The organism is Micromonospora sp. NPDC047793, assembly GCF_040642635.1.
Taxonomy (GTDB): Bacteria; Actinomycetota; Actinomycetes; order Mycobacteriales; family Micromonosporaceae; genus Micromonospora.
On record NZ_JBEYSG010000001.1, the window covers coordinates 934,403 to 953,466 of the forward strand.

Annotated in this window: 18 protein-coding genes; 11 read left to right on the forward strand and 7 right to left on the reverse strand. The window is 71.8% G+C overall.

Annotation, left to right across the window (positions count from 1 at the left end; genetic code table 11):
* Window positions 1-180: 180 nt before the first annotated feature.
* Complete coding sequence (locus ABZ738_RS04285; protein WP_131051732.1) at window positions 181-1,287, reverse strand: 3-deoxy-7-phosphoheptulonate synthase; 1,107 nt, start codon at window positions 1,285-1,287, stop codon at window positions 181-183.
* A 299-nt stretch (window positions 1,288-1,586) separates the two neighbouring features.
* Here ABZ738_RS04285 and ABZ738_RS04290 point away from each other — a divergent pair, with 299 nt between their 5' ends.
* The 9 genes from ABZ738_RS04290 (at window position 1,587) to ABZ738_RS04330 (ending at window position 10,972) form a co-directional block, all read left to right on the forward strand.
* A complete protein-coding gene (locus ABZ738_RS04290; protein WP_357210829.1) occupies window positions 1,587-2,741 on the forward strand; it encodes an alkaline phosphatase PhoX in 1,155 nt (384 codons plus the stop codon).
* A 94-nt stretch (window positions 2,742-2,835) separates the two neighbouring features.
* Entirely contained in the window at window positions 2,836-3,051 is a 216-nt protein-coding gene (locus ABZ738_RS04295; RefSeq protein ID WP_131051734.1) for a hypothetical protein, read from the forward strand.
* Between the two features lie 82 nt (window positions 3,052-3,133).
* A complete protein-coding gene (locus ABZ738_RS04300) occupies window positions 3,134-4,426 on the forward strand; it encodes a pitrilysin family protein (RefSeq protein WP_131051735.1) in 1,293 nt (430 codons plus the stop codon).
* A gap of 174 nt (window positions 4,427-4,600) precedes the next feature.
* Window positions 4,601-5,947, forward strand: a complete 1,347-nt coding sequence (locus tag ABZ738_RS04305; protein ID WP_131051736.1) for a pitrilysin family protein — start codon at window positions 4,601-4,603, stop codon at window positions 5,945-5,947.
* 73 nt (window positions 5,948-6,020) lie between these two features.
* The gene (locus ABZ738_RS04310) at window positions 6,021-7,043 is read left to right on the forward strand and encodes an aspartate-semialdehyde dehydrogenase (RefSeq protein ID WP_131051737.1); all 1,023 of its coding nucleotides are present in this window, start codon (window positions 6,021-6,023) and stop codon (window positions 7,041-7,043) included.
* Window positions 7,044-7,103: 60 nt separating this feature from the next.
* Complete coding sequence (locus ABZ738_RS04315; RefSeq protein WP_131051738.1) at window positions 7,104-7,520, forward strand: CBS domain-containing protein; 417 nt, start codon at window positions 7,104-7,106, stop codon at window positions 7,518-7,520.
* Window positions 7,521-7,720: 200 nt separating this feature from the next.
* A complete protein-coding gene (locus ABZ738_RS04320) occupies window positions 7,721-8,089 on the forward strand; it encodes an SCP2 sterol-binding domain-containing protein (protein ID WP_131051739.1) in 369 nt (122 codons plus the stop codon).
* Window positions 8,089-10,149 (forward strand): glycogen debranching N-terminal domain-containing protein, encoded by a 2,061-nt coding sequence (locus tag ABZ738_RS04325; RefSeq protein WP_131051740.1) that lies wholly within the window; start codon window positions 8,089-8,091, stop codon window positions 10,147-10,149. Before ABZ738_RS04320 ends, ABZ738_RS04325 begins: the two co-directional genes overlap by 1 nt.
* 76 nt (window positions 10,150-10,225) lie before the next feature.
* Complete coding sequence (locus ABZ738_RS04330; protein WP_131051741.1) at window positions 10,226-10,972, forward strand: lysophospholipid acyltransferase family protein; 747 nt, start codon at window positions 10,226-10,228, stop codon at window positions 10,970-10,972.
* Between the two features lie 77 nt (window positions 10,973-11,049).
* On the opposite strand, the gene ABZ738_RS04335 is transcribed toward ABZ738_RS04330, so the two are convergent.
* From ABZ738_RS04335 to ABZ738_RS04350, 4 genes are all read right to left on the reverse strand, one after another.
* Window positions 11,050-11,751: a hypothetical protein gene (locus tag ABZ738_RS04335; protein WP_357210835.1), complete on the reverse strand. Its 702-nt coding sequence runs from the start codon at window positions 11,749-11,751 to the stop codon at window positions 11,050-11,052.
* Window positions 11,752-11,830: 79 nt separating this feature from the next.
* Window positions 11,831-12,544: a response regulator transcription factor gene (locus ABZ738_RS04340; protein ID WP_131051743.1), complete on the reverse strand. Its 714-nt coding sequence runs from the start codon at window positions 12,542-12,544 to the stop codon at window positions 11,831-11,833.
* Window positions 12,517-13,644 (reverse strand): hypothetical protein, encoded by a 1,128-nt coding sequence (locus ABZ738_RS04345; RefSeq protein ID WP_254877080.1) that lies wholly within the window; start codon window positions 13,642-13,644, stop codon window positions 12,517-12,519. Before ABZ738_RS04345 ends, ABZ738_RS04340 begins: the two co-directional genes overlap by 28 nt.
* A 52-nt stretch (window positions 13,645-13,696) precedes the next feature.
* Entirely contained in the window at window positions 13,697-14,875 is a 1,179-nt protein-coding gene (locus tag ABZ738_RS04350; RefSeq protein WP_131051745.1) for an ATP-binding protein, read from the reverse strand.
* Between the two features lie 319 nt (window positions 14,876-15,194).
* Between ABZ738_RS04350 and ABZ738_RS04355 the strand changes: the two genes are divergently transcribed.
* Together ABZ738_RS04355 and ABZ738_RS04360 are read left to right on the forward strand one after the other, a co-directional pair.
* Window positions 15,195-16,700: a PQQ-dependent sugar dehydrogenase gene (locus ABZ738_RS04355; protein ID WP_131051746.1), complete on the forward strand. Its 1,506-nt coding sequence runs from the start codon at window positions 15,195-15,197 to the stop codon at window positions 16,698-16,700.
* 532 nt (window positions 16,701-17,232) lie between these two features.
* On the forward strand, window positions 17,233-17,778 hold the full coding sequence (locus ABZ738_RS04360) for a dihydrofolate reductase family protein (protein WP_201272288.1): 546 nt from the start codon (window positions 17,233-17,235) through the stop codon (window positions 17,776-17,778).
* Here the strand turns inward: ABZ738_RS04360 and ABZ738_RS04365 are convergent.
* Entirely contained in the window at window positions 17,710-18,498 is a 789-nt protein-coding gene (locus ABZ738_RS04365; protein ID WP_131051747.1) for an AraC family transcriptional regulator, read from the reverse strand. The two genes, ABZ738_RS04360 and ABZ738_RS04365, sit on opposite strands and share 69 nt — an antisense overlap.
* Window positions 18,499-18,522: 24 nt before the next feature.
* Entirely contained in the window at window positions 18,523-18,990 is a 468-nt protein-coding gene (locus ABZ738_RS04370; protein WP_357210838.1) for a MarR family winged helix-turn-helix transcriptional regulator, read from the reverse strand.
* Between the last annotated feature and the right edge of the window lie 74 nt (window positions 18,991-19,064).

Sequence of the window (19,064 nt, forward strand, 5' to 3'; positions counted from 1 at the left end):
GCCTCGGTCGTCGGTGCCGTGGGCACCACGGGTGCCCCGGTCACGGGTACGTCATCGGTCACGTCCGCCACCTACCCCCACCCCACCCGGCCAAACTCCCCCTGTAACCGGGGCGATCATGAGGTCGGCGGCGTTCTCGCTGGTCGCGCCGCACGCCGACCTCCGATCGACGGGAGCAGGTCAGGCGGGGGTGGGCAGGGTCTGCGAGTGGTGGGCGCGGCGGGTGCGGACGGCGGTGGCCAGTGCGTCGAGCACCTCGTCGGTGCTGTCCCAGCCGATGCAGGCGTCGGTCACGGACTGCCCGTAGGTCAGCTCGCGGGTCGGGTCCAGGTCCTGCCGGCCGGGCTCCAGGAAGCTCTCCAGCATGATCCCGACGATGCCCTGCTGGCCGGCGGCGATCTGCGCGGCCACGTCGGCGGCCACGGTGGGCTGGTTGCGGTGGTCCTTGCCGCTGTTGGCGTGGCTGGCGTCCACCACCAGCCGCTCCGGCAGGCCGGCGGCCCGCAGCAGCTCCAGCGCACCGGCGACCGACTCGGCGTCGTAGTTGGGCCGACCGCCACCGCCGCGCAGCACCAGGTGGCCGTCCGCGTTACCCCGGGTGTGCATGATCGCCGGGGTGCCGGAGACGTCGATGCCGGGGAAGACGTGCGGTACGCCGGCCGCCCGGATCGCGTCCACCGCGGTGGAGATGCTGCCGTCGGGGCGGTTCTTCATGCCGATCGGCATGGAGAGGCCGGAGGCGAGCTGGCGGTGCACCTGGCTCTCCACCGTGCGCGCCCCGATCGCACCCCACGCCACCGTGTCGGCGATGTACTGCGGGGTGATCGGGTCGAGGAACTCGCAGCCCACCGGCAGCCCCAGGCGCAGCACGTCGAGCAGCAGCGCCCGGGCCAGCCGCAGGCCGGTGTTCACGTCACCGGAACCGTCCAGCCCCGGGTCGTTGATCAGGCCCTTCCAGCCCACCGTGGAACGCGGCTTCTCGAAGTAGACCCGCATCACCACCAACAGGTCGTCCGAGACCCGGTCGGCCGCCTCGCGCAGCCGGTGCGCGTAGTCCAGGGCGGCGGCGGGGTCGTGCACCGAACACGGCCCGACCACCACCAGCAGGCGGTCGTCGGCACGGTCGAGGACCTGCCCGACGGCGCGTCGCCCGGACAGCACGGCCGAGGTGAGGCCGGCGTCCAGGGGCAACTCGTGCAGCAGCAGAGCCGGGGTGGTCAGCGGCACGACGCGGTCGATCCGCTGGTCGATGACCCGGTGGTTCTCCGGGGTCGTCACGGTGGGCATCCTTTCGCCGACCGCACCCGGGGCCGGTGCCCGGGTCGAGCCGGCTGCTCGTACGCGAAAGGGCAGGAACGAAAGCTCCTGCCCGGCCGGCTCGAATTCGGTGACGTCAGATCATGGTGAGGTCACCGGCCGAGCCGGCTGCCTAAACCATCGATACGACCGCGTCACGGCGGTAAGAGTACCTGACGGTGCGCGGATGCTCACCTTCTCGTCGCCGAAGCCTCGCCTCAGGTTCACCCTCGTCGATGAAACGCTCGGTAGTTTCGGCGCGACCGACAGACGTCTCCCGAGGGGTTCCGATGGATCGTCGTACCGTTCTGCGTACCGCCGTCGCCGGTGGCGCCGCCGCCTTCTCCGGCGGTCTCTGGGCCGGCGCTGCCGTCGCCGCCCCTGCTCAACCCGGTGCCGGCCCGTACGGTCCGCTGCGCACCGCCGACGCCAACGGCATCATGCTGCCGACCGGATTCACCAGCCGGGTGATCGCCCGGTCCCGCCAGGCGGTGCCCGGCACGTCATACGTCTGGCACGACGCACCGGACGGCGGCGCCTGTTTCGCCGCCGGCACCGGCTGGATCTACGTCTCGAACTCTGAGATCACACCGGGCGGCGGGGCCTCGGCGGTCCGGTTCCACGCCGACGGAAGCGTCGCGTCGGCGTACCGGCTCCTCTCCGGCACCAACCAGAACTGCGCCGGGGGCGCCACCGGGTGGGGCACCTGGCTCTCCTGCGAGGAGGTGAGTCGCGGGTACGTCTACGAGACGTACCCGCAGGGCGGCACCACGGCGGTGCGGCGGGCGGCGATGGGCCGCTTCACGCACGAGGCCGCCGCCTGCGACCCGGACCGGCGGGTGATCTATCTGACCGAGGACGAGACCGACGGCTGCTTCTACCGTTTCCGGCCGACGAACTGGGGCGACCTCTCCACCGGCATGCTGGAGGTGCTGGTCGCCGGCAGCGGCACCAGTGGCCCGGTCACCTGGGCGCGGGTGCCCGACCCGGCGGCGTCGAGCACGCTCACCCGCCGCCAGGTCTCCGGCGCCAAGGGCTTCAACGGTGGAGAGGGCTGCTGGTACGCCGACGGCACCTGCTGGTTCACCACGAAGGGCGACAACCGGGTCTGGGCGTACGACGCGGTCCGGCAGCGGATCGACCTGGCGTACGACGACTCGCTGGTCTCCGGCACCGCACCGCTGACCGGGGTGGACAACATCACCGGTGCCCGCTCGGGTGATCTCTACGTCGCCGAGGACGGCGGCACCATGGAGATCTGCGTGATCACCCCGGACGAGGTGGTCGCGCCGTTCCTACGGATCACCGGCCAGTCCTCCTCGGAGATCTGCGGGCCGGCCTTCTCGCCCGACGGCACCCGGTTCTACTTCTCCTCGCAGCGCGGCACCAGCGGGTCCTCCTCGGGCGGTATCACCTACGAGGTCCGTGGGCCGTTCCGCGCCTGAGATGTAAGGAGGGGACCCGGGTACGACACGAGGCGTTAGTAAGGGGCCCTTCCTTACACGCGTGTGAGCAACGGGGTGGGGGTAAGGAACCGGCATGACGAACGCGCAGAGCGACCAGGAGCGGATCGAGTCGCGGGCCCACCTGCTGCCGGAGGAGGCGGCGGTCGGCAGCGACGACCCCCAGGCCCAGGCCGACGCGATCCTGACCGAGTCGGACCTCCGCGAGGCCGACCGCAACGCCGCACCGGACACCGTCCTGGAACGGCGTACCTCGGAGCAGACGGTGACCCCGATCGAGCCGCCGGACTGACCGTGTCGGGACGCGGACGCCCGCGACACGGGCGCCGCGTCCCACCCCCGCCCGGGCCGGGAGATCGGATAGCGTCGGGGCCATGCCCGACAGCGGTTATCCCTGGCCCATCTCGACGACCCGACTGGACAACGGCCTGCGCGTGGTGGTCAGCGAGGACCGCACCGCCCCGGCGGTCGCGGTCAACCTCTGGTACGACGTCGGCTCGCGGCACGAGCCGGCCGGACAGACCGGTTTCGCACACCTCTTCGAGCACCTGATGTTCGAGGGCTCGGTGAACGTCGCCAAGACCGAACACATGAAGTTGGTGCAGGGCGCGGGGGGTTCGCTCAACGCCACCACCAACCCGGACCGCACGAACTACTTCGAGACGGTCCCGGCCGAGCACCTCGAACTGGCGTTGTGGCTGGAGGCCGACCGGATGGGCGGCCTGGTGCCGGCGCTGACCCAGGAGACGCTGGACAACCAGCGGGACGTGGTCAAGAACGAGCGCCGTCAGCGCTACGAGAACGTGCCGTACGGCGACGCCTGGCTGCGCCTGCTGCCGCTGCTCTATCCGCCGGGCCATCCGTATCATCACGCCACCATCGGCTCGATGGCCGACCTGAACGCCGCCGACCTGGCCACCTTCCAGGCGTTCCACCGGACGTACTACGCACCGAACAACGCGGTGCTGACCGTGGTCGGTGACACGACCGTCGACGAGGTCACCGCGCTGGCCGAGAAGTACTTCGGCGCCATCCCGCCCCGGCCGGAGATCCCCTCCGCCCCGGACGGCCTGGTCGTCGCCGGTAGCGGCGAGCCGGTGGGGGAGACGGTGGTCGCGGACGTTCCGGCACCCCGGGTGTACGTCGCGCACCGCACGCACCCCTTCGGCACCCCCGGGTACGACGTGGTGACGGTGCTCGCCACCGTGCTCGGCAGCGGTCGGGGCAGTCGCCTCTACCAGCGCCTCGCCGACGGTGAGCGGATCGCCCAGCCGGATCTGGTCGGGGCGTACGGGGTGGACCTGGCGCACGCGCCGGCACCGCTGATCGCCACCGCCACCGCCCGTCCCGGCGTGGACGCCGAGCGACTGGCCGCCGGGCTGGCCGAGGTGATCGACGAGTTGACCACCGTGCCGGTCACCGCCGCCGAGCTGGACCGCGCCAAGGCGTTGCTGACCACCGCCTGGTGGCGGCAGATGTCCACGGTGGACGGTCGGGCCGACGCGTTGGGCCGGTACACCACCCAGTTCGGTGACCCCCGGGTGCTCGCCGATCGGCTGCCGGGCTGGCTCGCGGTGACCGCCGAGCAGATCGCCGAGGTCGCCGCCGACGTGCTCGCCCCCGCCGACCGGGCGACTCTGACCTATGTTCCGGAGGACAACCGGTGAGCGCGAGGAGTGAGCGGCGCGGACCGGTTGGTGGCCGTGGCCTGGTGTGCGCGAGCCCCGCAGTCGCGAACGAAAGGAAAGCCCGGTGAGCGCGAGGAGTGAGCGGCGCGGACCGGTTGGTGGCCGTGGCCTGGTGTGCGCGAGCCCCGCAGTCGCGAACGAAAGGAAAGCCCAGTGACGTTGATTGCCGATCGTCCGGGACCGGGTGCGGCCCGTCCGTACCGGTTCCCACAGGTGGTGCGTCGGAGCGTGGCGGGCGGGCAGGTCGTCGCCGCGCACCTGCCCGGGCAGAACCTGGCCGTCGCGTTGCTGCTGCTCGACGCGGGCGCGGGCCGGGAGCCGGTGGGCAAGGAGGGGCTGGGCGGGGTCCTGGCCAAGGCCCTGGAGGAGGGCACCAGCCAGCGGGACGCCACCGCGTACGCGTTGGCCATCGAGGCGCTCGGCACCGAGTTGGTGACCGGGCTGGACTGGGACACCTTCCAGGCCAGTGTGCAGGTGCCGGTGGACCGACTGGGCGCCGCCGTGGAGTTGCTCGCCGAGGCGGTGCGGACGCCGAGGCTGGACCCGGACGACGTACGCCGGGTCCGGGACGACGAGGCGACCGCGTTGCGGATGGACTGGGCGAACCCGGGTCCACGGGCCGACGCGGCGTTGCGCGCCGACCTGTTCGGTGGCGACACCCGGTGGGGCCGCCCGATGTACGGCGACCCGGAATCGGTGGCCGGGCTGGACGTCGAGGACGTCACGGTCTTCCACTCGGAGTGGTTCATCCGCCCGGGGACCCTGGTCGTCGCCGGTGACCTGGACCGGCTCGACCTGGACGCGCTGGCCGCGACGGCGTTCGCCGGCACCGGTGGTGGACCGGTGGACCGGGGCACGCCGATCGAGGTGCCGCTGCGCTCCGGCCGCCGGGTGATCCTGGTCGACCGGCCCGGTTCGGTGCAGTCCACGCTGCGGCTCGGGCATCCGGCGCCGCACCGGGCCCACCCGGACCACGTGCCGATCGCGCTGGCCGGCACGGTGCTCGGTGGTGCCTTCACGTCCCGGCTGAACCACCTGATCCGTGAGGTACGCGGCTACACGTACGGCATCCGGGGTGACTTCGCCTCGTCGCGCCGGTTCGGCCGGTTCGGGGTCAGTTCCGGCGTGCAGACCGCCGTCACCGCGCCGGCTCTGGTGGACGCGGTCGGGGAGATCGCGCGTACCCAGGCCGGTGGGGTGACCGAGGAGGAGCTGGCGGTGGCCCGGTCCTGGCGGGCCGGGCAGCTCTCGGTCGAGTTGCAGAGTCCCCGTGCGATCGCCGGTGCGCTCACCACGCTCGTGGTGCACGACCTGCCGGACGACTACCACGCCCGGCTGCGTGAGTCGTTGCTCGCCGCCGACGTGGCGGAGGTCTCGGCGGCGGCCGCCGCCCACCTGTTCCCGGAGTCGCTGACCCTCGTCGTCGAGGGCGACGCGGCGGTGATCAGGGACGAACTCGTGGCGGCGGATCTGGGCGAGGTGATCGACGCCACGCGCTGATCAGGCGATCGGACGGTCCGGGCGGTGGGAAAGCGTTCCCACCGCCACCGGCCCGCTGGGTAGCCTCGCGGGCATGAGGATCGGCATTGTGGGGGCCACCGGCCAGGTCGGTGGCGTCATGCGGCAGGTGTTGGCGGATCGGGAGTTCCCGGCGGAGCAGGTGCGGTTGTTCGCCTCGGCGCGGTCGGCGGGGCGGACGCTGCCGTGGCGCGGCGAGGAGGTCACGGTCGAGGACGCGACCACCGCCGACTACTCGGGGCTGGACATCGTCCTCTTCTCGGCGGGCAAGAGCACCGCCAAGGAGCTGGCGCCCCGGGTCGCCGCCGCCGGGGCCGTGGTCATCGACAACTCGTCGGCGTTCCGGATGGACCCGGAGGTGCCGCTGGTGGTGGCCGAGGTCAACCCGCACGCCGCCACCGTCCGCCCCAAGGGCATCATCGCCAACCCGAACTGCACCACGATGGCCGCGATGCCGGTGCTGCGTCCGCTGCACGCCGAGGCGGAGCTGGTCGGCCTGGTCGTCTCGACGTACCAGGCGGTGTCCGGTGCCGGGCTGTCCGGCGTGGCCGAGCTGGACGAGCAGGTCCGCAAGGTGGTGGAGACCGCGTCCGGTCTGACCTTCGACGGTGCGGCGGTGGAGTTCCCGGCCCCGCGCTCGTTCGCCCGGCCGATCGCGTTCAACGTGCTGCCGCTGGCCGGCTCGATCGTCGACGACGGCTCCGCCGAGACCGACGAGGAGCAGAAGCTGCGCAACGAGAGCCGCAAGATCCTGGAGATCCCCGAGCTGAAGGTCTCCGGCACCTGCGTCCGGGTGCCGGTGTTCACCGGGCACTCGCTCCAGATCAACGCGCGGTTCGCCCGGCCGATCAGCCCGCAGCGGGCCCACGAGCTGCTCGCCGACGCGCCGGGCGTGGCGCTCTCCGACGTGCCGACCCCGTTGCAGGCGGCCGGGCAGGATCCGACGTTCGTGGGCCGGATCCGCGCCGACGAGACGGTCCCGCACGGGTTGGCCCTGTTCTGCGCGAACGACAACCTGCGCAAGGGTGCCGCGCTCAATGCCGTGCAGCTCGCCGAGCTGGTCGCCGCCGAGCACTGAGCGTTACTGCCTGCGGTCGTGGGGTAGACACCGGGTTGCCCACACCGAGAGGGAGGCGCCATGACAACGGTCGGAGACTTCATGACGACCCGGGTGGTGACCATGGACGGCAGCGCCACGCTCGCCGCCGCCGCGCAGGAGATGCGGGATTCCGCCATCGGCGACGTGGTGGTGTGCGACGGCGACAACGTGGTCGGCATCATCACGGACCGGGACATCACGGTCCGGGGCGTCGCGGAGGACATGGACCCGAACACCGCTCAGCTCGACCAGATCACCTCGAAGGACGTGATCACGGTCAGTCAGTACGACGACGCCGTGGCCGCCGCCGACCTGATGCGGACGTATGCCGTACGTCGGCTGCCGGTGGTCGAGGACGGCCGGCTGATCGGTCTGGTCTCCATGGGTGACCTGGCCGTGGAGCGGGAGCCCCAGTCGGTGCTGGCCGACATCAGCGCCGACGATCCCAACAACTGACGCCTCCCCGCCCGTGCGACGCCGGTCCCCGCCTCGGGGGCCGGCGTCGACGCTTCCCGCCGCAGGCGTGCCGGCAGCGCCGCGCCGCCCGCCGGTCGCCGTGAGGATCCCGCTCAGCTCACCCGATCCGGGCGAGGTTGACCCCGTCGCGCATGGGGACCCGCCTTCCGGAGAGCACAGCGACCGGGAGGAGTGCGGTGATGTCGGACGCGACCACACGGTTCTTCGAGGACCTCGACCACCGGGGGTACGAGCCCCTGCTGGCGAAGTCGTCGGGCGCCCTGCGCTTCGATCTGCACGAGGGGCCCCGGACCAGCCACTGGCTGCTGCGCATCGACCGGGGGAACCTGACGGTCTCCCGGGAGGACCTGGCGGCCGACACCGTGGTCGGGACCAGCCCGGAGCTGTTCGAGGACCTGGTGACCGGTCGGGAGAACGGGCTGGCGGCGCTGCTGCGCGGGGACGTCACGGTCTCCGGCGACGCGCGCCTGGTCGTCCAGGTGGACCGGCTCTTTCCCGGGCCGCCGCAGGCCGAGGGGCCGCGTCGGTACCGCAAGGGGGTCCGCTGATGGCTCCCAGTCACACCGTACGGATCCTCGACGGCAGCACCTTCGTGGTCTGCGAGGCCACCGGCGACATCGAGGCGACACCGACCGAGCCGACCGGGTTGTTCTCCTTCGACACCCGCTACCTGTCGAAGTGGGTGCTCACCGTCAACGGTGAGCGGCTGAACGCGCTCTCCTACGACGATCTCCAGTACTTCGAGTCGCGCTTCTTCCTGGTGCCCGGCCTGGCCACGCACTACGTGGACGCGAAACTGTCGATCATCCGCGAGCGGGCCGTCGGGGGCAGCTTCCGGGAGAACATCACCATCCTCAACCACGACGAGAAGGCCGTCGACCTCCAGGTGCGGATGGACGCGGCGTGCGACTTCGCCGACCTGTTCGAGGTCAAGGACGAGATCCTGAACAAGAAGGGCGAGACGTACGCCGAGGTGGACTCGGACAAGCTGCGCATCGGCTACCGGCGCGGCAACTTCCGGCGGGAGACCGTCATCTCCTCCTCCGAGCCGACCCGGTACGACCGCAACGGCTTCTCGTACACGATCCACCTGGAACCGAACGAGCAGTGGCACACCACCATCGACGTGCAGACGCTGGCGCTCGGCCCGGACCACCGGGACCTGCGGATCGGGTTGCGGGTGCACGGCACCGAGCGGCTCGCCCTCCAGCACGACCTGGAGGAGTGGATCGCCAAGGCGCCGAAGGTGAACAGCGAGCACGACCAGGTCGCGGCGACGTACCGGCGGTGCATCGTGGACCTGGCCGCGCTGCGGTTCGCGCCGCTCTCGCTCGGCGGACAGACGCTGCCGGCGGCCGGCCTGCCCTGGTTCATGACCATGTTCGGCCGGGACAGCATCCTGACCTGCCTGCAGACCCTGCCGTTCACGCCCGAGCTGAGCGCCACCACGCTGCGGATCCTCGGCGCACTCCAGGGCACCCGGTGCGACGACTTCCGGGAGGAGGACCCGGGTCGGATCCTGCACGAGATGCGCTACGGCGAGAGTGCCGCGTTCGAGGAGCAGCCGCACTCGCCGTACTACGGCTCGGTGGACGCCACCCCGCTGTTCGTGGTGCTGCTCGACGAGTACGAGCGGTGGAGCGGAGACGCGGCGCTGGTCAAGGAGTTGGAGCAGGAGTGCCGTCGGGCGTTCCGGTGGATGGACGACTACGCGGACCTCGTCGGCACCGGCTACATCTGGTACGAACGCCGCAACACCGACACCGGCCTGGAGAACCAGTGCTGGAAGGACTCCTGGGACTCCATCTCGTACGCCGACGGCAGCCTGCCGCCGTTTCCCCGGGCCACGTGTGAGGTGCAGGGGTACGCGTACGACGCGAAGATGCGCGGCGCCCGGCTGGCCCGCGAGTTCTGGGACGACCCGGGGTTCGCCGACCAGTTGGAGCGGGAGGCGGCGGCGCTCAAGGAGCGGTTCAACCGGGACTGGTGGGTCTCCGACGGCGGCTACTACGCGTTGGCGCTGGACCCGGAGGGACGACAGTGCGACGTGCTCACCTCGAACATCGGTCACCTGCTGTGGAGCGGGATCGTCGACGAGGACCGGGCCGCGCAGATCGCGCACCACCTGGTCGGGCCGCGACTCTTCTCCGGCTGGGGGGTACGCACGCTGGCCGAGGGCGAGGTGCGGTACAACCCGATCGGCTACCACAACGGCACGGTCTGGCCGTTCGACACCTCGTTCTGTGCCTGGGGCCTGCGCCGGTACGGCTTCGCCGAGGAGGCGGCCGTCATCGCCAACGGCATCCTGGACGCCGCCCGCTACTTCGACGGGCGGCTGCCCGAGGCGTTCGGCGGCTACCAGCGTGAGCAGACGAAGTTCCCGGTGGAGTACCCGACGGCGTGCAGCCCGCAGGCCTGGTCGACGGGGGCCCCACTGTTGCTGCTGCGCACCATGCTGGGCCTGGAGCCGCACGAGGGTCACCTGGCGGTCGAGCCACGGTTGCCGGTGGGCATGGGTCGGATCGAGGTGTTGGACATCCCGGGCCGATGGGGCCGGGTGGACGCCTTCGCCCGTGGTCGGCTCGAACTGCACAAACTCGCCGACTGAGGGCGCGGTCATGGTGGCTGAGCAGCCCGGACGGGCGTCCTACCAGCGCGTAACCTACTAGGGGTAAAGTTACCGGATGCCGGAACTCGTGTATCCGCCCGTGATCGCCGCCTGTAAGACGATGTTCCGCGTACTCGACCTGAAGCTGGCCGTGGAGGGGGCGCACCACGTGCCCCGCACCGGTGGTGTGGTGCTGGCCAGCAACCACGTCAGCTACCTGGACTTCATCTTCTGCGGGTTGGGGGCGCTGGATTCCCGGCGACTGGTCCGGTTCATGGCGAAGGACGCGGTGTTCCGGCATCGGGTGTCCGGCCCGCTGATGCGCGGGATGCGGCACATCCCGGTGGACCGGCAGGCGGGTGCCGAGTCGTACGCCGCCGCCGTGCGCGCGTTGCGGGCCGGCGAGGCGGTCGGAGTGTTCCCGGAGGCCACCGTCAGCCGGTCCCTGACCCTGCGGACTCTCAAGAGCGGGACCGCCCGGATGGCCCGCGACGCCGACGTGCCGGTGCTGCCGGTGGCGCTCTGGGGTGGCCAGCGCCTCTGGACCAAGGGCCGACCGCGCACGCTGAGCCGGCGGCACACCCCGATCACCATCCTGGTCGGCGAGCCGATGCTGCCCGGCGCGTACCCGGACACCGCCGCGATGACCGCCGACCTGGCCGCCCGGCTCGGCGCGATGGTGGACCGGGTCCAACGGGAGTACCCGGACCAGCCCGCCGGGCCGGAGGACCGCTGGTGGCTGCCGGCCCACCTCGGCGGCACCGCGCCGACCCCGGAGCAGGCCGACGCCATCGACGCCGGACGGGGTGCCCGGAACCCCTGACCCGCCCGGCGCACGACAGACCGTGCCGATCGGACCGGCGCGGATCAGGGCTGTGCGGGTTCAGGTCGGCGGGCGGATCACCGTAGCCCGGAGGCCGCGTCGTACGGCATCGGATCGGAGTGCCGGGGCCGGTAGTAGTCGTCCCGGGAGTGGAACTCGACGGGCAGAGAGCCGGGCAGCACCACCCGCGCCGGGCCGGCCAGCGGCGTACTGCGGGCGACCCGGGCCAGCGCGTCCCGCTCCGGCGGCGACAGGTCCACCAGCTCCGGCCGGGTGAGCCGAAAAACGGCCACCGCGCGGCGGATCTGCCGGGCCAGCTCACTCACCTCGGCACGCTGCCCGGTCAGGCCGAGCGCCGGCTGTCGGATGGTCCGCAACGCGTCGCAGACCACCAGCAACCGCATCTCGTCGTCGCCGGTGCCCGGCAGCCACTCCAGCCGGGACGGCCACTGCCAGCGGATCTGCCCGCTGACCAGGCCCGGGGTCCGGCCGTCCGGGCCGGAACGGGAACCGACCAGGGCGAGGTGGGAACGCGTCCCGACGTAGACCATGCGGTAATCGGTCACGGTGAGGGTGACCGGGGCGGGCAGCGTCCACGACCGGGAGGCGTCCGTGGGTCCGAGCAGGTAGCCCGCCACGTTCAGTCGGTGGCGGCCGATCACCTGCTCGCCGGCCTCCGGCACCAGCTCGTGCCGGCGGTCCAGGACCGGGCCGGCGTCGTCGTGCACCGCGTCGAAGCGATGCGGGGCGATGAAGAACGGGGACGCATCATCGTGCATCGGGACGGAACCTCCGGTGCTGGCGGGGGCATCTGATCACGAGCCTCGCCCAATCCGACACTCCCTGTCATGACGCCCGTTAGGGGGTCGGCCAATCGGTCGACGCGTGCGACCGATAGATGCCTATTTCCTCTGGTCGGACTAGTCCGTCCTCGATCGCCCGGGCGAGCAGTGCCGCCTTGGTGGCCGCCGGCCGTCCGGCCCGGGTGTACTTGATCCGCGCCCGGTCGACGTACTGCTTGACGGTGTGTTCGCTGATCCGCATCCGGCGGGCCACCGACGCCTTGGACATCGACTGGAACCAGAGCAGCAGCGCCTCGCGCTCCTTGTCGGAGAGGACCGGCCGGTCCGGTCGGGGGTCACCGACCATCGCGCCCGCCAACGACGGGGCGACGTACGGACGGTCGCTCGCCGCGTCCAGCACCGTCGCCACGCAGTGCTCCCGCCCCTCGTGCTTGGCGAGGAAGGCCACCGCCCCGGCATCGAGCGCGGCGAGCATGGTGCGCGGATCGGAGTGTTCGGAGTAGACCACCACCCGCCGGCCCGAGGCGCAGAGCTCGGCGAGCTTGTCCAGCACCAGCCGGCCGTGCAGGCGCAGGTCCAGCAGCACCACGTCGGCCTCGGGCGCGGCGCGCAGCACCTCGTCGGGGTCGTCGCCGGTGGCGAGTACGGTCAGTCGCGGCTCGGTGGCCAGCCAGGCGCGTACCCCGTCGATGACCACCGGATGGTCGTCCACAATGGCCACTCCGACGGGGCGGTGTGGCGTCAACGGCGCCACCGCGTCTGCGTCCATCTGATCTCCCCGTCCCGTTCGTGTACCTGTTCGACCTGCGCGTCACCGTCCTCCGGCGGCGGCCCGGTGGCCTCCGGGCCGCCCCGGTCCGGTGTGACCAGGCTGACCACCACCTCGTCGGGGCCGGCGACGACTGTCATCCGGGCCCACTCCCGTGCCTCGGCGAGGACGGCGATGAGCGGATCGGTCAGGCTCCGGCGGACCTGCACCGGCAACGGTGGCGGTGCACCAATTGTGACCAGGTCGATGGGCAGACCGTTGCGCTCCGCCAGGTCGGCTGCGGCACGAAGCTCGTGCAGGAGCGGATGCGGCACGTCGTCGGACTCGGCGATCAACCGACGCAACTGTCCGGCCGCGCGTACGCAGCGGCGCTGCACCTCCGGGTCGGCCGGATCGGCCCGGCCCTGCGCCAGCTCGGTCAACACCTCGCTGGCCGCCGCGCTGGCCAGCGCCAGCCGCTCCCGCCGCTCCCGTCGGGCGTGCTCGGCGGCCTCCCGTTCGGCCACCATCGCGTTCGTGGTCGCGACGGTGGCGGCCCGCTCGCGAGAGAGCAGCGACAGGGCCACCGCGCCGACGAAGACCGCCGCCGGCAGCGAGGAGGTGCCGTACAACGCCATCGTGGAACGGGCCAGGTCCGCCGCGCCGGTCGCGCCGTACAACGCGACGGCGGACATCGCGATCGCCGCGTGCGCCACCAGCAGGGCGAGCAGCCAGCGCACCCGCTGCCCCCAGAGCACCACCAGGAAGAACCAGGCGAGCGTGCCCCAGACCCAGTTGGCGGGACTGAACAGGTGCACCCGGCCGACCGCCGCGAAGACCACCACGTCGACCGCCAGCAGCAGCCCGGCCATCGGCGCCGCCGGCAGCGGGTGGTCGTGCAGCAGGCGTACGCCGGCGGTCACCCCGGCCGCCGTCACCAGCAGCCAGCCGCCGAGCACCACCTGCGGCACCGCCAGCTCGGACCAGGCGGACAGCACCGCCGGCAGCCCGATCGCCAGGTGCCAGACCAGCGCGATGGTCACCGCGACGACCCGGGCACCCCGGTCGGAGATCCGCGCCACCGCAGCCGCCGCCCGGCCGGCGTCGGCACCGTCGACCATCCCGGGGGTACGCGCCGCAGGCCGCACCACCGCCCCGGGTGCCGTCCCCGCCTCAGCCGACATCCGACCACTCCAACCGGATCCGGGTGCCGTGACCGGGGGCGGAGTCCACCTCGGCCCGCCCGCCGATCGTGGCCATCCGGCCGTGGATCGACTCGCGCAGGCCGTACCGGTGCGCCGGGACGGTGCTGGGGTCGAAACCGGGACCGTCGTCGACCACCTCGACCGCGACGGTGCCGGTGATGCGCCGCAGCCGCACGGTGGTGGCGGCGCCGGGCGCGTGCCGGAGCACGTTGGTCAGCGCCGCGTGGGTGCTCTCCGCGAGCGCCTCGGCGACCGGCGCCGGTGCCGGGCACGGCGGCAGGTCGGCGTTGACCGGCAGTCCGGGCAGCCGGGCGAACACCGCCCGCAGCCGTTCGTCCACCCGGGCCGTGCCGCCCGCCGGCACCGACCGGGCGTCCGCCAGGGCGGCGAGGGTACGCAGATCGGTGGCGCACCGGTCGCGCAGGGCCGGCGACGGGCCGGGTACGGCACCCTGTCCCACCATGGTCAGCGTCGCCAGGACGGTGTCGTGCAGGTCGCGGTTCTGCTGCCGTTCCGACTCCCGCGAGGTACGTGCGAGCAGCGCCTCCCGGGTGGCCTTCTGGCTCGTCACGAACTCGGCGTCGGCGCGGAGCATCCGGCGACGCATCACCGCGGTCATCATGGCGGTGCAGGCGATCTGTGCCAGCAGCGTCACCGAGTGGGCGCCGGCCTCGACGGGGTCCGCGGCCGCGTACGCGCCGACGGCGTAGCTCGCGGTGACCAGTAGACCGGCGGTGATCGACCAGCGCGCCGGAGCGGTCGCCTGGGCGTTGATGACCGTGGTGCTGGCCAGCACCGCGATCCAGCTCGCCTCGCCGGGCAGCACCTCCGGGGCGACCAGGACCGGCATCGCCAGGCACGCGAGGGTGGTCAGGGCCACGTCCCCGGTGACCATGGCCGCACCGATGCCGTGTCGGAAGGCACGCAGCGAATACCAGACGGCCCAGGCGGTCAACACCGTCACGGCCGGGATCAACAACTCGACCCGGACCGGAGGGGTACGGACGGAGAGCGCCACCACCGCGACGAAAAGGCCGCAGGACAGTCGCAGCAATGCCGGTAACCGGGTGAAGATCAGCGTGAACGCACCGGTGGCGGGGCGCTGCACCGAAGTGGGTGGCGCGGTCGAAGCGGTGTGGACCGACATCGGGGGAGGGCGTCCTTTGCGACAATCGACCCGATCCGGGTCCGCGCTGCGGAGATCGACGCCGGAGAATAGCACGTGTCGGCGTTCTCGGTGACCGAGCGTGTCGAGGCTGTTGCTGCTGTGCGGGCGGCCGTCGCCGTCGTCTGGCGACCCGGTCTGGATCACCTGTGTTTCCTACCGTAGTCGATGCGAGTCCGAGACAGAAATATGAATTCTCCCCACCTTTTCCTGCTCCGTGGCTGTTTCTTCGGGGCGTGATCCCGCGCGTCAGGAATTCGCGCATGTTACATTGATAAACATCTCTATTTCGGGAGGTGGCATGAAAATCCGACTCAGGGTCGGGGCCGTACTCACCGCCGGGCTGGTCGCCGGTGCCGTCGGTGTCGGTGGTCTCGCCGGCGCGGTACCCGCCGTCGAACGCCCGTCCGCCGGCACCGCCGCAGCCCCCGGGCTGCTCGCCGTCGGCGACTTCGACTTCACCCGCCCGGAAACGGTCGCCACCGGGCTCCAGGTGCCATGGGGCATGGACTTCCTGCCCGACGGCAGCGCCCTGGTCGCCCAACGTCCCACCGGCCAGGTGGTCCGGGTCCGTCCCGGCCAGCAGCCCGTACCCGTCGTCACGATCTCCGGAGTGGCCGCGACCAGCGAGGGTGGCCTGCTCGGTCTCGCCGTCTCGCCGACCTACGCGCAGGACGGCTGGATCTACGTCTACTTCACCACCGCGACCGACAACCGCATCTCCCGGTTCCGGCTCACCGCCGTGCAGGACCAGCAACCGATCCTCACCGGACTGACCCGTGCGTCGATCCACAACGGAGGCCGGATCGCCTTCGGACCGGACGGCATGCTCTATGTCGGAGTGGGTGACGCCGGACAGACCGCGACTGCCCAGAACCCACAGAGCCGCAACGGCAAGATCCTGCGCATCCGACCCGACGGCACCGTCCCGCCGGACAACCCGACGGCCGGCTCACCCGTCTACAGCCTCGGCCACCGCCACGTGCAGGGTCTAGCCTGGGACGCCCAAGGCCGACTATATGCCAGCGAGTTCGGTCAGAACACCTGGGACGAGCTCAACCTGATCGTCGCGGGCGGCAACTACGGCTGGCCCACTGTCGAGGGCCGCGCCAACGACCCCCGGTTCCGCGACCCCCTGCTCGTCTGGACGCCGGCCGAGGCGTCCCCGAGCGGCGTCACCATCGCCGGGAACCGCCTCTTCGTGGCCGGCCTACGCGGCACCCGGCTCTGGAACGTGCCGCTGAACGGCTCCGGTGGCGTCGGCACCCCCACCGCCGAACTGCTGGGCACCTACGGACGCCTGCGCACCGTCGAGTACGGCCCCGACGGCTGGCTCTGGGTCACCACCAGCAACCGTGACGGCCGGGGCACCCCGGCGTCCACCGACGACCGGGTGCTGCGCTTCCCGCCCCGCGACGGCACCACGCCCCCGCCGACCACGCCCCCTCCCACGACGCCGCCACCCACGACGCCCCCGCCGACGACCGGCCCGGCTGCCTGCGCGGTGAGCTGGACGGCCAACCAGTGGAGCAACGGCTTCACCGCCGACGTGCGCGTCACCAACAGTGGGTCCGCCCTGACCAGTTGGACGCTGACCTGGACGTTCGCCGGCAACCAGCAGGTCACCAACGCCTGGAACGCCCAGGTCACCCAGTCCGGCCGGACCGTCACCGCGCGCAACGTGTCCTGGAACGGCAGCCTGCCGACCAACGGCACGGCCACCTTCGGCCTCCAAGCCACCTACTCCGGCACCAACGACCGTCCCGGCGACTTCCGCCTCAACGGCACGTCCTGCCAGCTGAGCTGATTGCCGTCGGCAGCACGTTGCGCCGGCTCAGCTGATTCCCGCCCGCGTCCCCGGGCGACCGGCGCCACGGCGCCGACCCGGGCAGCCCACCCGTCGAGGGTGGGCTGCCCGGGACCATCCCCCATCCGGGTCACTTCACGGATACTGCTGCCTCAGGCGCGCGCGGAGACAGCAATATCGCTGAAGTTGCGCGGATCGTGCCCCGTCCGGGCGCAAGCATCCCGCCCACACGCCGACCCCCGCCGACCTCCGCGTTGATCAAGGAGTTTGGTCACGGAGGGGCAGGTCTGAGCGTGCGAACTCCTTGGTCATCTCCGGTGGGCCCGGGTCGTCGGGTGGGCCCGGGTCGTCGGGTGGGTGTCGGTGAGTGGGGGGTGAGTCGGGGGTGTCGGTTTCGTACAAGACCGGTGGGGGCGGGGGCGATAGCGTCACCCGTGTGGCGCGGGGTGTGGGACCTTCGGGCCGAGGTGCAGGTGTGACGAGGACCGAAGCGGAGACAGTGGTGACGCGCGAACTGGTGTGGACCGGATTCATGTCGATCGACGGGATCGTCGACTCGCCCGGCGGTACGGTCGAAGGGCACCCCGCTGGGGGATGGGTGTTCCGGACCGAGTTCGACCCCGAGGCGTACTCGCTGAAGGGTGAGGAACTCGCCGAGACCAGCGCGTTGATGTTCGGACGCCGCAGCTACGAGGCGTTCGCACCGATCTGGCCGCAGTCCGAGGACCACGTGGCCTACCGGGATCTGCCGAAGTACGTGGTGTCCTCGACGCTCGGGGAGGACGCGCTGGTCGGTGACTGGGGTGATCAGCACGTTCTGCGGTCGACGGACGACGTGGCCGCGCTCAAGGAGACCGAGGGTGGGGCGATCTTCGTACACGGCAGCGCGGAACTCGCGCGGAGCCTGGCCGAGGCCGGGCTGGTCGACCGGTACCACCTGCTGGTCTTTCCGGTGTTGCTCGGTGACGGCAAGAGCGTGTTCCCCCGGCGCGAGCAGCGGGAGCAGCGGCTAGCGCTGCGCGACTCCGCCGCCTACGGCAACGGCGTGCTCAAGGCCGTCTACGACGTCGTCCGCTAACGCCGTGAGCGCGGCGTCGTCGGCTGGCGCCGGGAGCGCGATCGCGCCGCCGGCGCCGCTGCGGAGTTGACCGGCGGTACGCCCCACGTACCGTCGCAACGCCCGCGCGAGGTGCGGCTCGTCGTAGTAGCCGAGCCAGTGCACGACGGTGCTGACCTGGACGCCCGCCGACAGCAGCTCCGCGGCGGCCCGGACGCGTCCGATCTGCGCGACGGTGCCCCGGGTGAGGCCGGTGGCGGCCCGGAAGCGGCGCTCCACGGTGCGGCTCGCGGTGGCCACCGGACTGCCGTCCAGTGTCGCCTGCACCAGCGGGTCGCGCACCAGCACGCCGGCGCGGACGAGCCTCGCCACCAGGGCCTCGGCGTCGTCGTCGACACGCGGGGTGTGCCAGCGCCCGCCGTCGAGCCAGAACCGCCCGGAGGTGGTGTCGGGCAGCTCGATCCCCGAGTTCAGCAGCGTCGACGTGGGTGCCGCCCGCAGTACGGTGCCGACGGCGAACTGGACGCCGACGAACCGGGCTTCCTGCGGTACGGGTGCCGAGTCGGTGCGGTCCTCCGGGCCGACGACAGCGGCGAACGGCGTACCCCTGGACTCCCAGAACACGAGCCCCCAGGTCTCGCTGGCGACGGACGTCATCTGCGAGACCTGGGTGCTGTGACCGGTCCACACCGAGGAGATCCACGGTGAGTCCGAGGAACGCGACGTGTTCACCAGCCCCACGCCGGCAACACTACGACGTGGCTGTCAGTCCACCGCGCCGCCGGTGTTGCGGATCAACTGGCGGAGCACCTTGAGGGCCGCCACGTAGTCCGCGTCGTCGATGCCCTCGTGGATGCGGGCGCGGATCGACGGTGCGTGCTGCTTGAGGCTGACGCGCGCCTCCTCGCCCGCCCCGGTGATCCACAGCCGCCCGTCACCGTCCCGGGTCAGCCACCCGCGCTCCTGCAACACGGTCGCCTCGGCGTCCAGGTCGTCCTCGGGCCGCAGGTACGAACTCATCGCCTGTTCGAGTTCGGGCACCGTCATGCCGCTGCCGTCCGGCCGCAGGTCGTGCGCGGAGAGGTTGCGCAGCAGCCAGAACTGGGGCTGCGTGAAGCCGAGTTCGACGTGCCGGGCGCGGGTGAACGTGATCAGGGACTGGTACGCGACACCCGTCCAGTAGGCGGCGGGTTGCGCGGCGAGTTCGGCGTCGGAGAGCTGTTCCGTCGTCATGGGTCTTCCTCCGAGTGGCGAACGGTTGGAGGAGGAACGTAGAACCTCACGTCCGATTCAGGTCAAGACGCCGG

Excerpts from the sequence above, each read along its gene's own strand:
- ABZ738_RS04355 (WP_131051746.1), top strand. The coding sequence starts at position 15,195 with ATGAAAATCCGACTCAGGGTCGGGGCCGTACTCACCGCCGGGCTGGTC.
- ABZ738_RS04310 (WP_131051737.1), top strand. The coding sequence starts at position 6,021 with ATGAGGATCGGCATTGTGGGGGCCACCGGCCAGGTCGGTGGCGTCATG.
- ABZ738_RS04300 (WP_131051735.1), top strand. The coding sequence starts at position 3,134 with ATGCCCGACAGCGGTTATCCCTGGCCCATCTCGACGACCCGACTGGAC.
- ABZ738_RS04350 (WP_131051745.1), bottom strand. The coding sequence starts at position 14,875 with ATGTCGGTCCACACCGCTTCGACCGCGCCACCCACTTCGGTGCAGCGC.
- ABZ738_RS04330 (WP_131051741.1), top strand. The coding sequence starts at position 10,226 with ATGCCGGAACTCGTGTATCCGCCCGTGATCGCCGCCTGTAAGACGATG.
- ABZ738_RS04315 (WP_131051738.1), top strand. The coding sequence starts at position 7,104 with ATGACAACGGTCGGAGACTTCATGACGACCCGGGTGGTGACCATGGAC.
- ABZ738_RS04320 (WP_131051739.1), top strand. The coding sequence starts at position 7,721 with ATGTCGGACGCGACCACACGGTTCTTCGAGGACCTCGACCACCGGGGG.
- ABZ738_RS04325 (WP_131051740.1), top strand. The coding sequence starts at position 8,089 with ATGGCTCCCAGTCACACCGTACGGATCCTCGACGGCAGCACCTTCGTG.
- ABZ738_RS04295 (WP_131051734.1), top strand. The coding sequence starts at position 2,836 with ATGACGAACGCGCAGAGCGACCAGGAGCGGATCGAGTCGCGGGCCCAC.
- ABZ738_RS04345 (WP_254877080.1), bottom strand. The coding sequence starts at position 13,644 with ATGGTCGACGGTGCCGACGCCGGCCGGGCGGCGGCTGCGGTGGCGCGG.
- ABZ738_RS04335 (WP_357210835.1), bottom strand. The coding sequence starts at position 11,751 with ATGCACGATGATGCGTCCCCGTTCTTCATCGCCCCGCATCGCTTCGAC.
- ABZ738_RS04360 (WP_201272288.1), top strand. The coding sequence starts at position 17,233 with ATGTCGATCGACGGGATCGTCGACTCGCCCGGCGGTACGGTCGAAGGG.
- ABZ738_RS04290 (WP_357210829.1), top strand. The coding sequence starts at position 1,587 with ATGGATCGTCGTACCGTTCTGCGTACCGCCGTCGCCGGTGGCGCCGCC.
- ABZ738_RS04370 (WP_357210838.1), bottom strand. The coding sequence starts at position 18,990 with ATGACGACGGAACAGCTCTCCGACGCCGAACTCGCCGCGCAACCCGCC.
- ABZ738_RS04285 (WP_131051732.1), bottom strand. The coding sequence starts at position 1,287 with ATGCCCACCGTGACGACCCCGGAGAACCACCGGGTCATCGACCAGCGG.
- ABZ738_RS04340 (WP_131051743.1), bottom strand. The coding sequence starts at position 12,544 with ATGGACGCAGACGCGGTGGCGCCGTTGACGCCACACCGCCCCGTCGGA.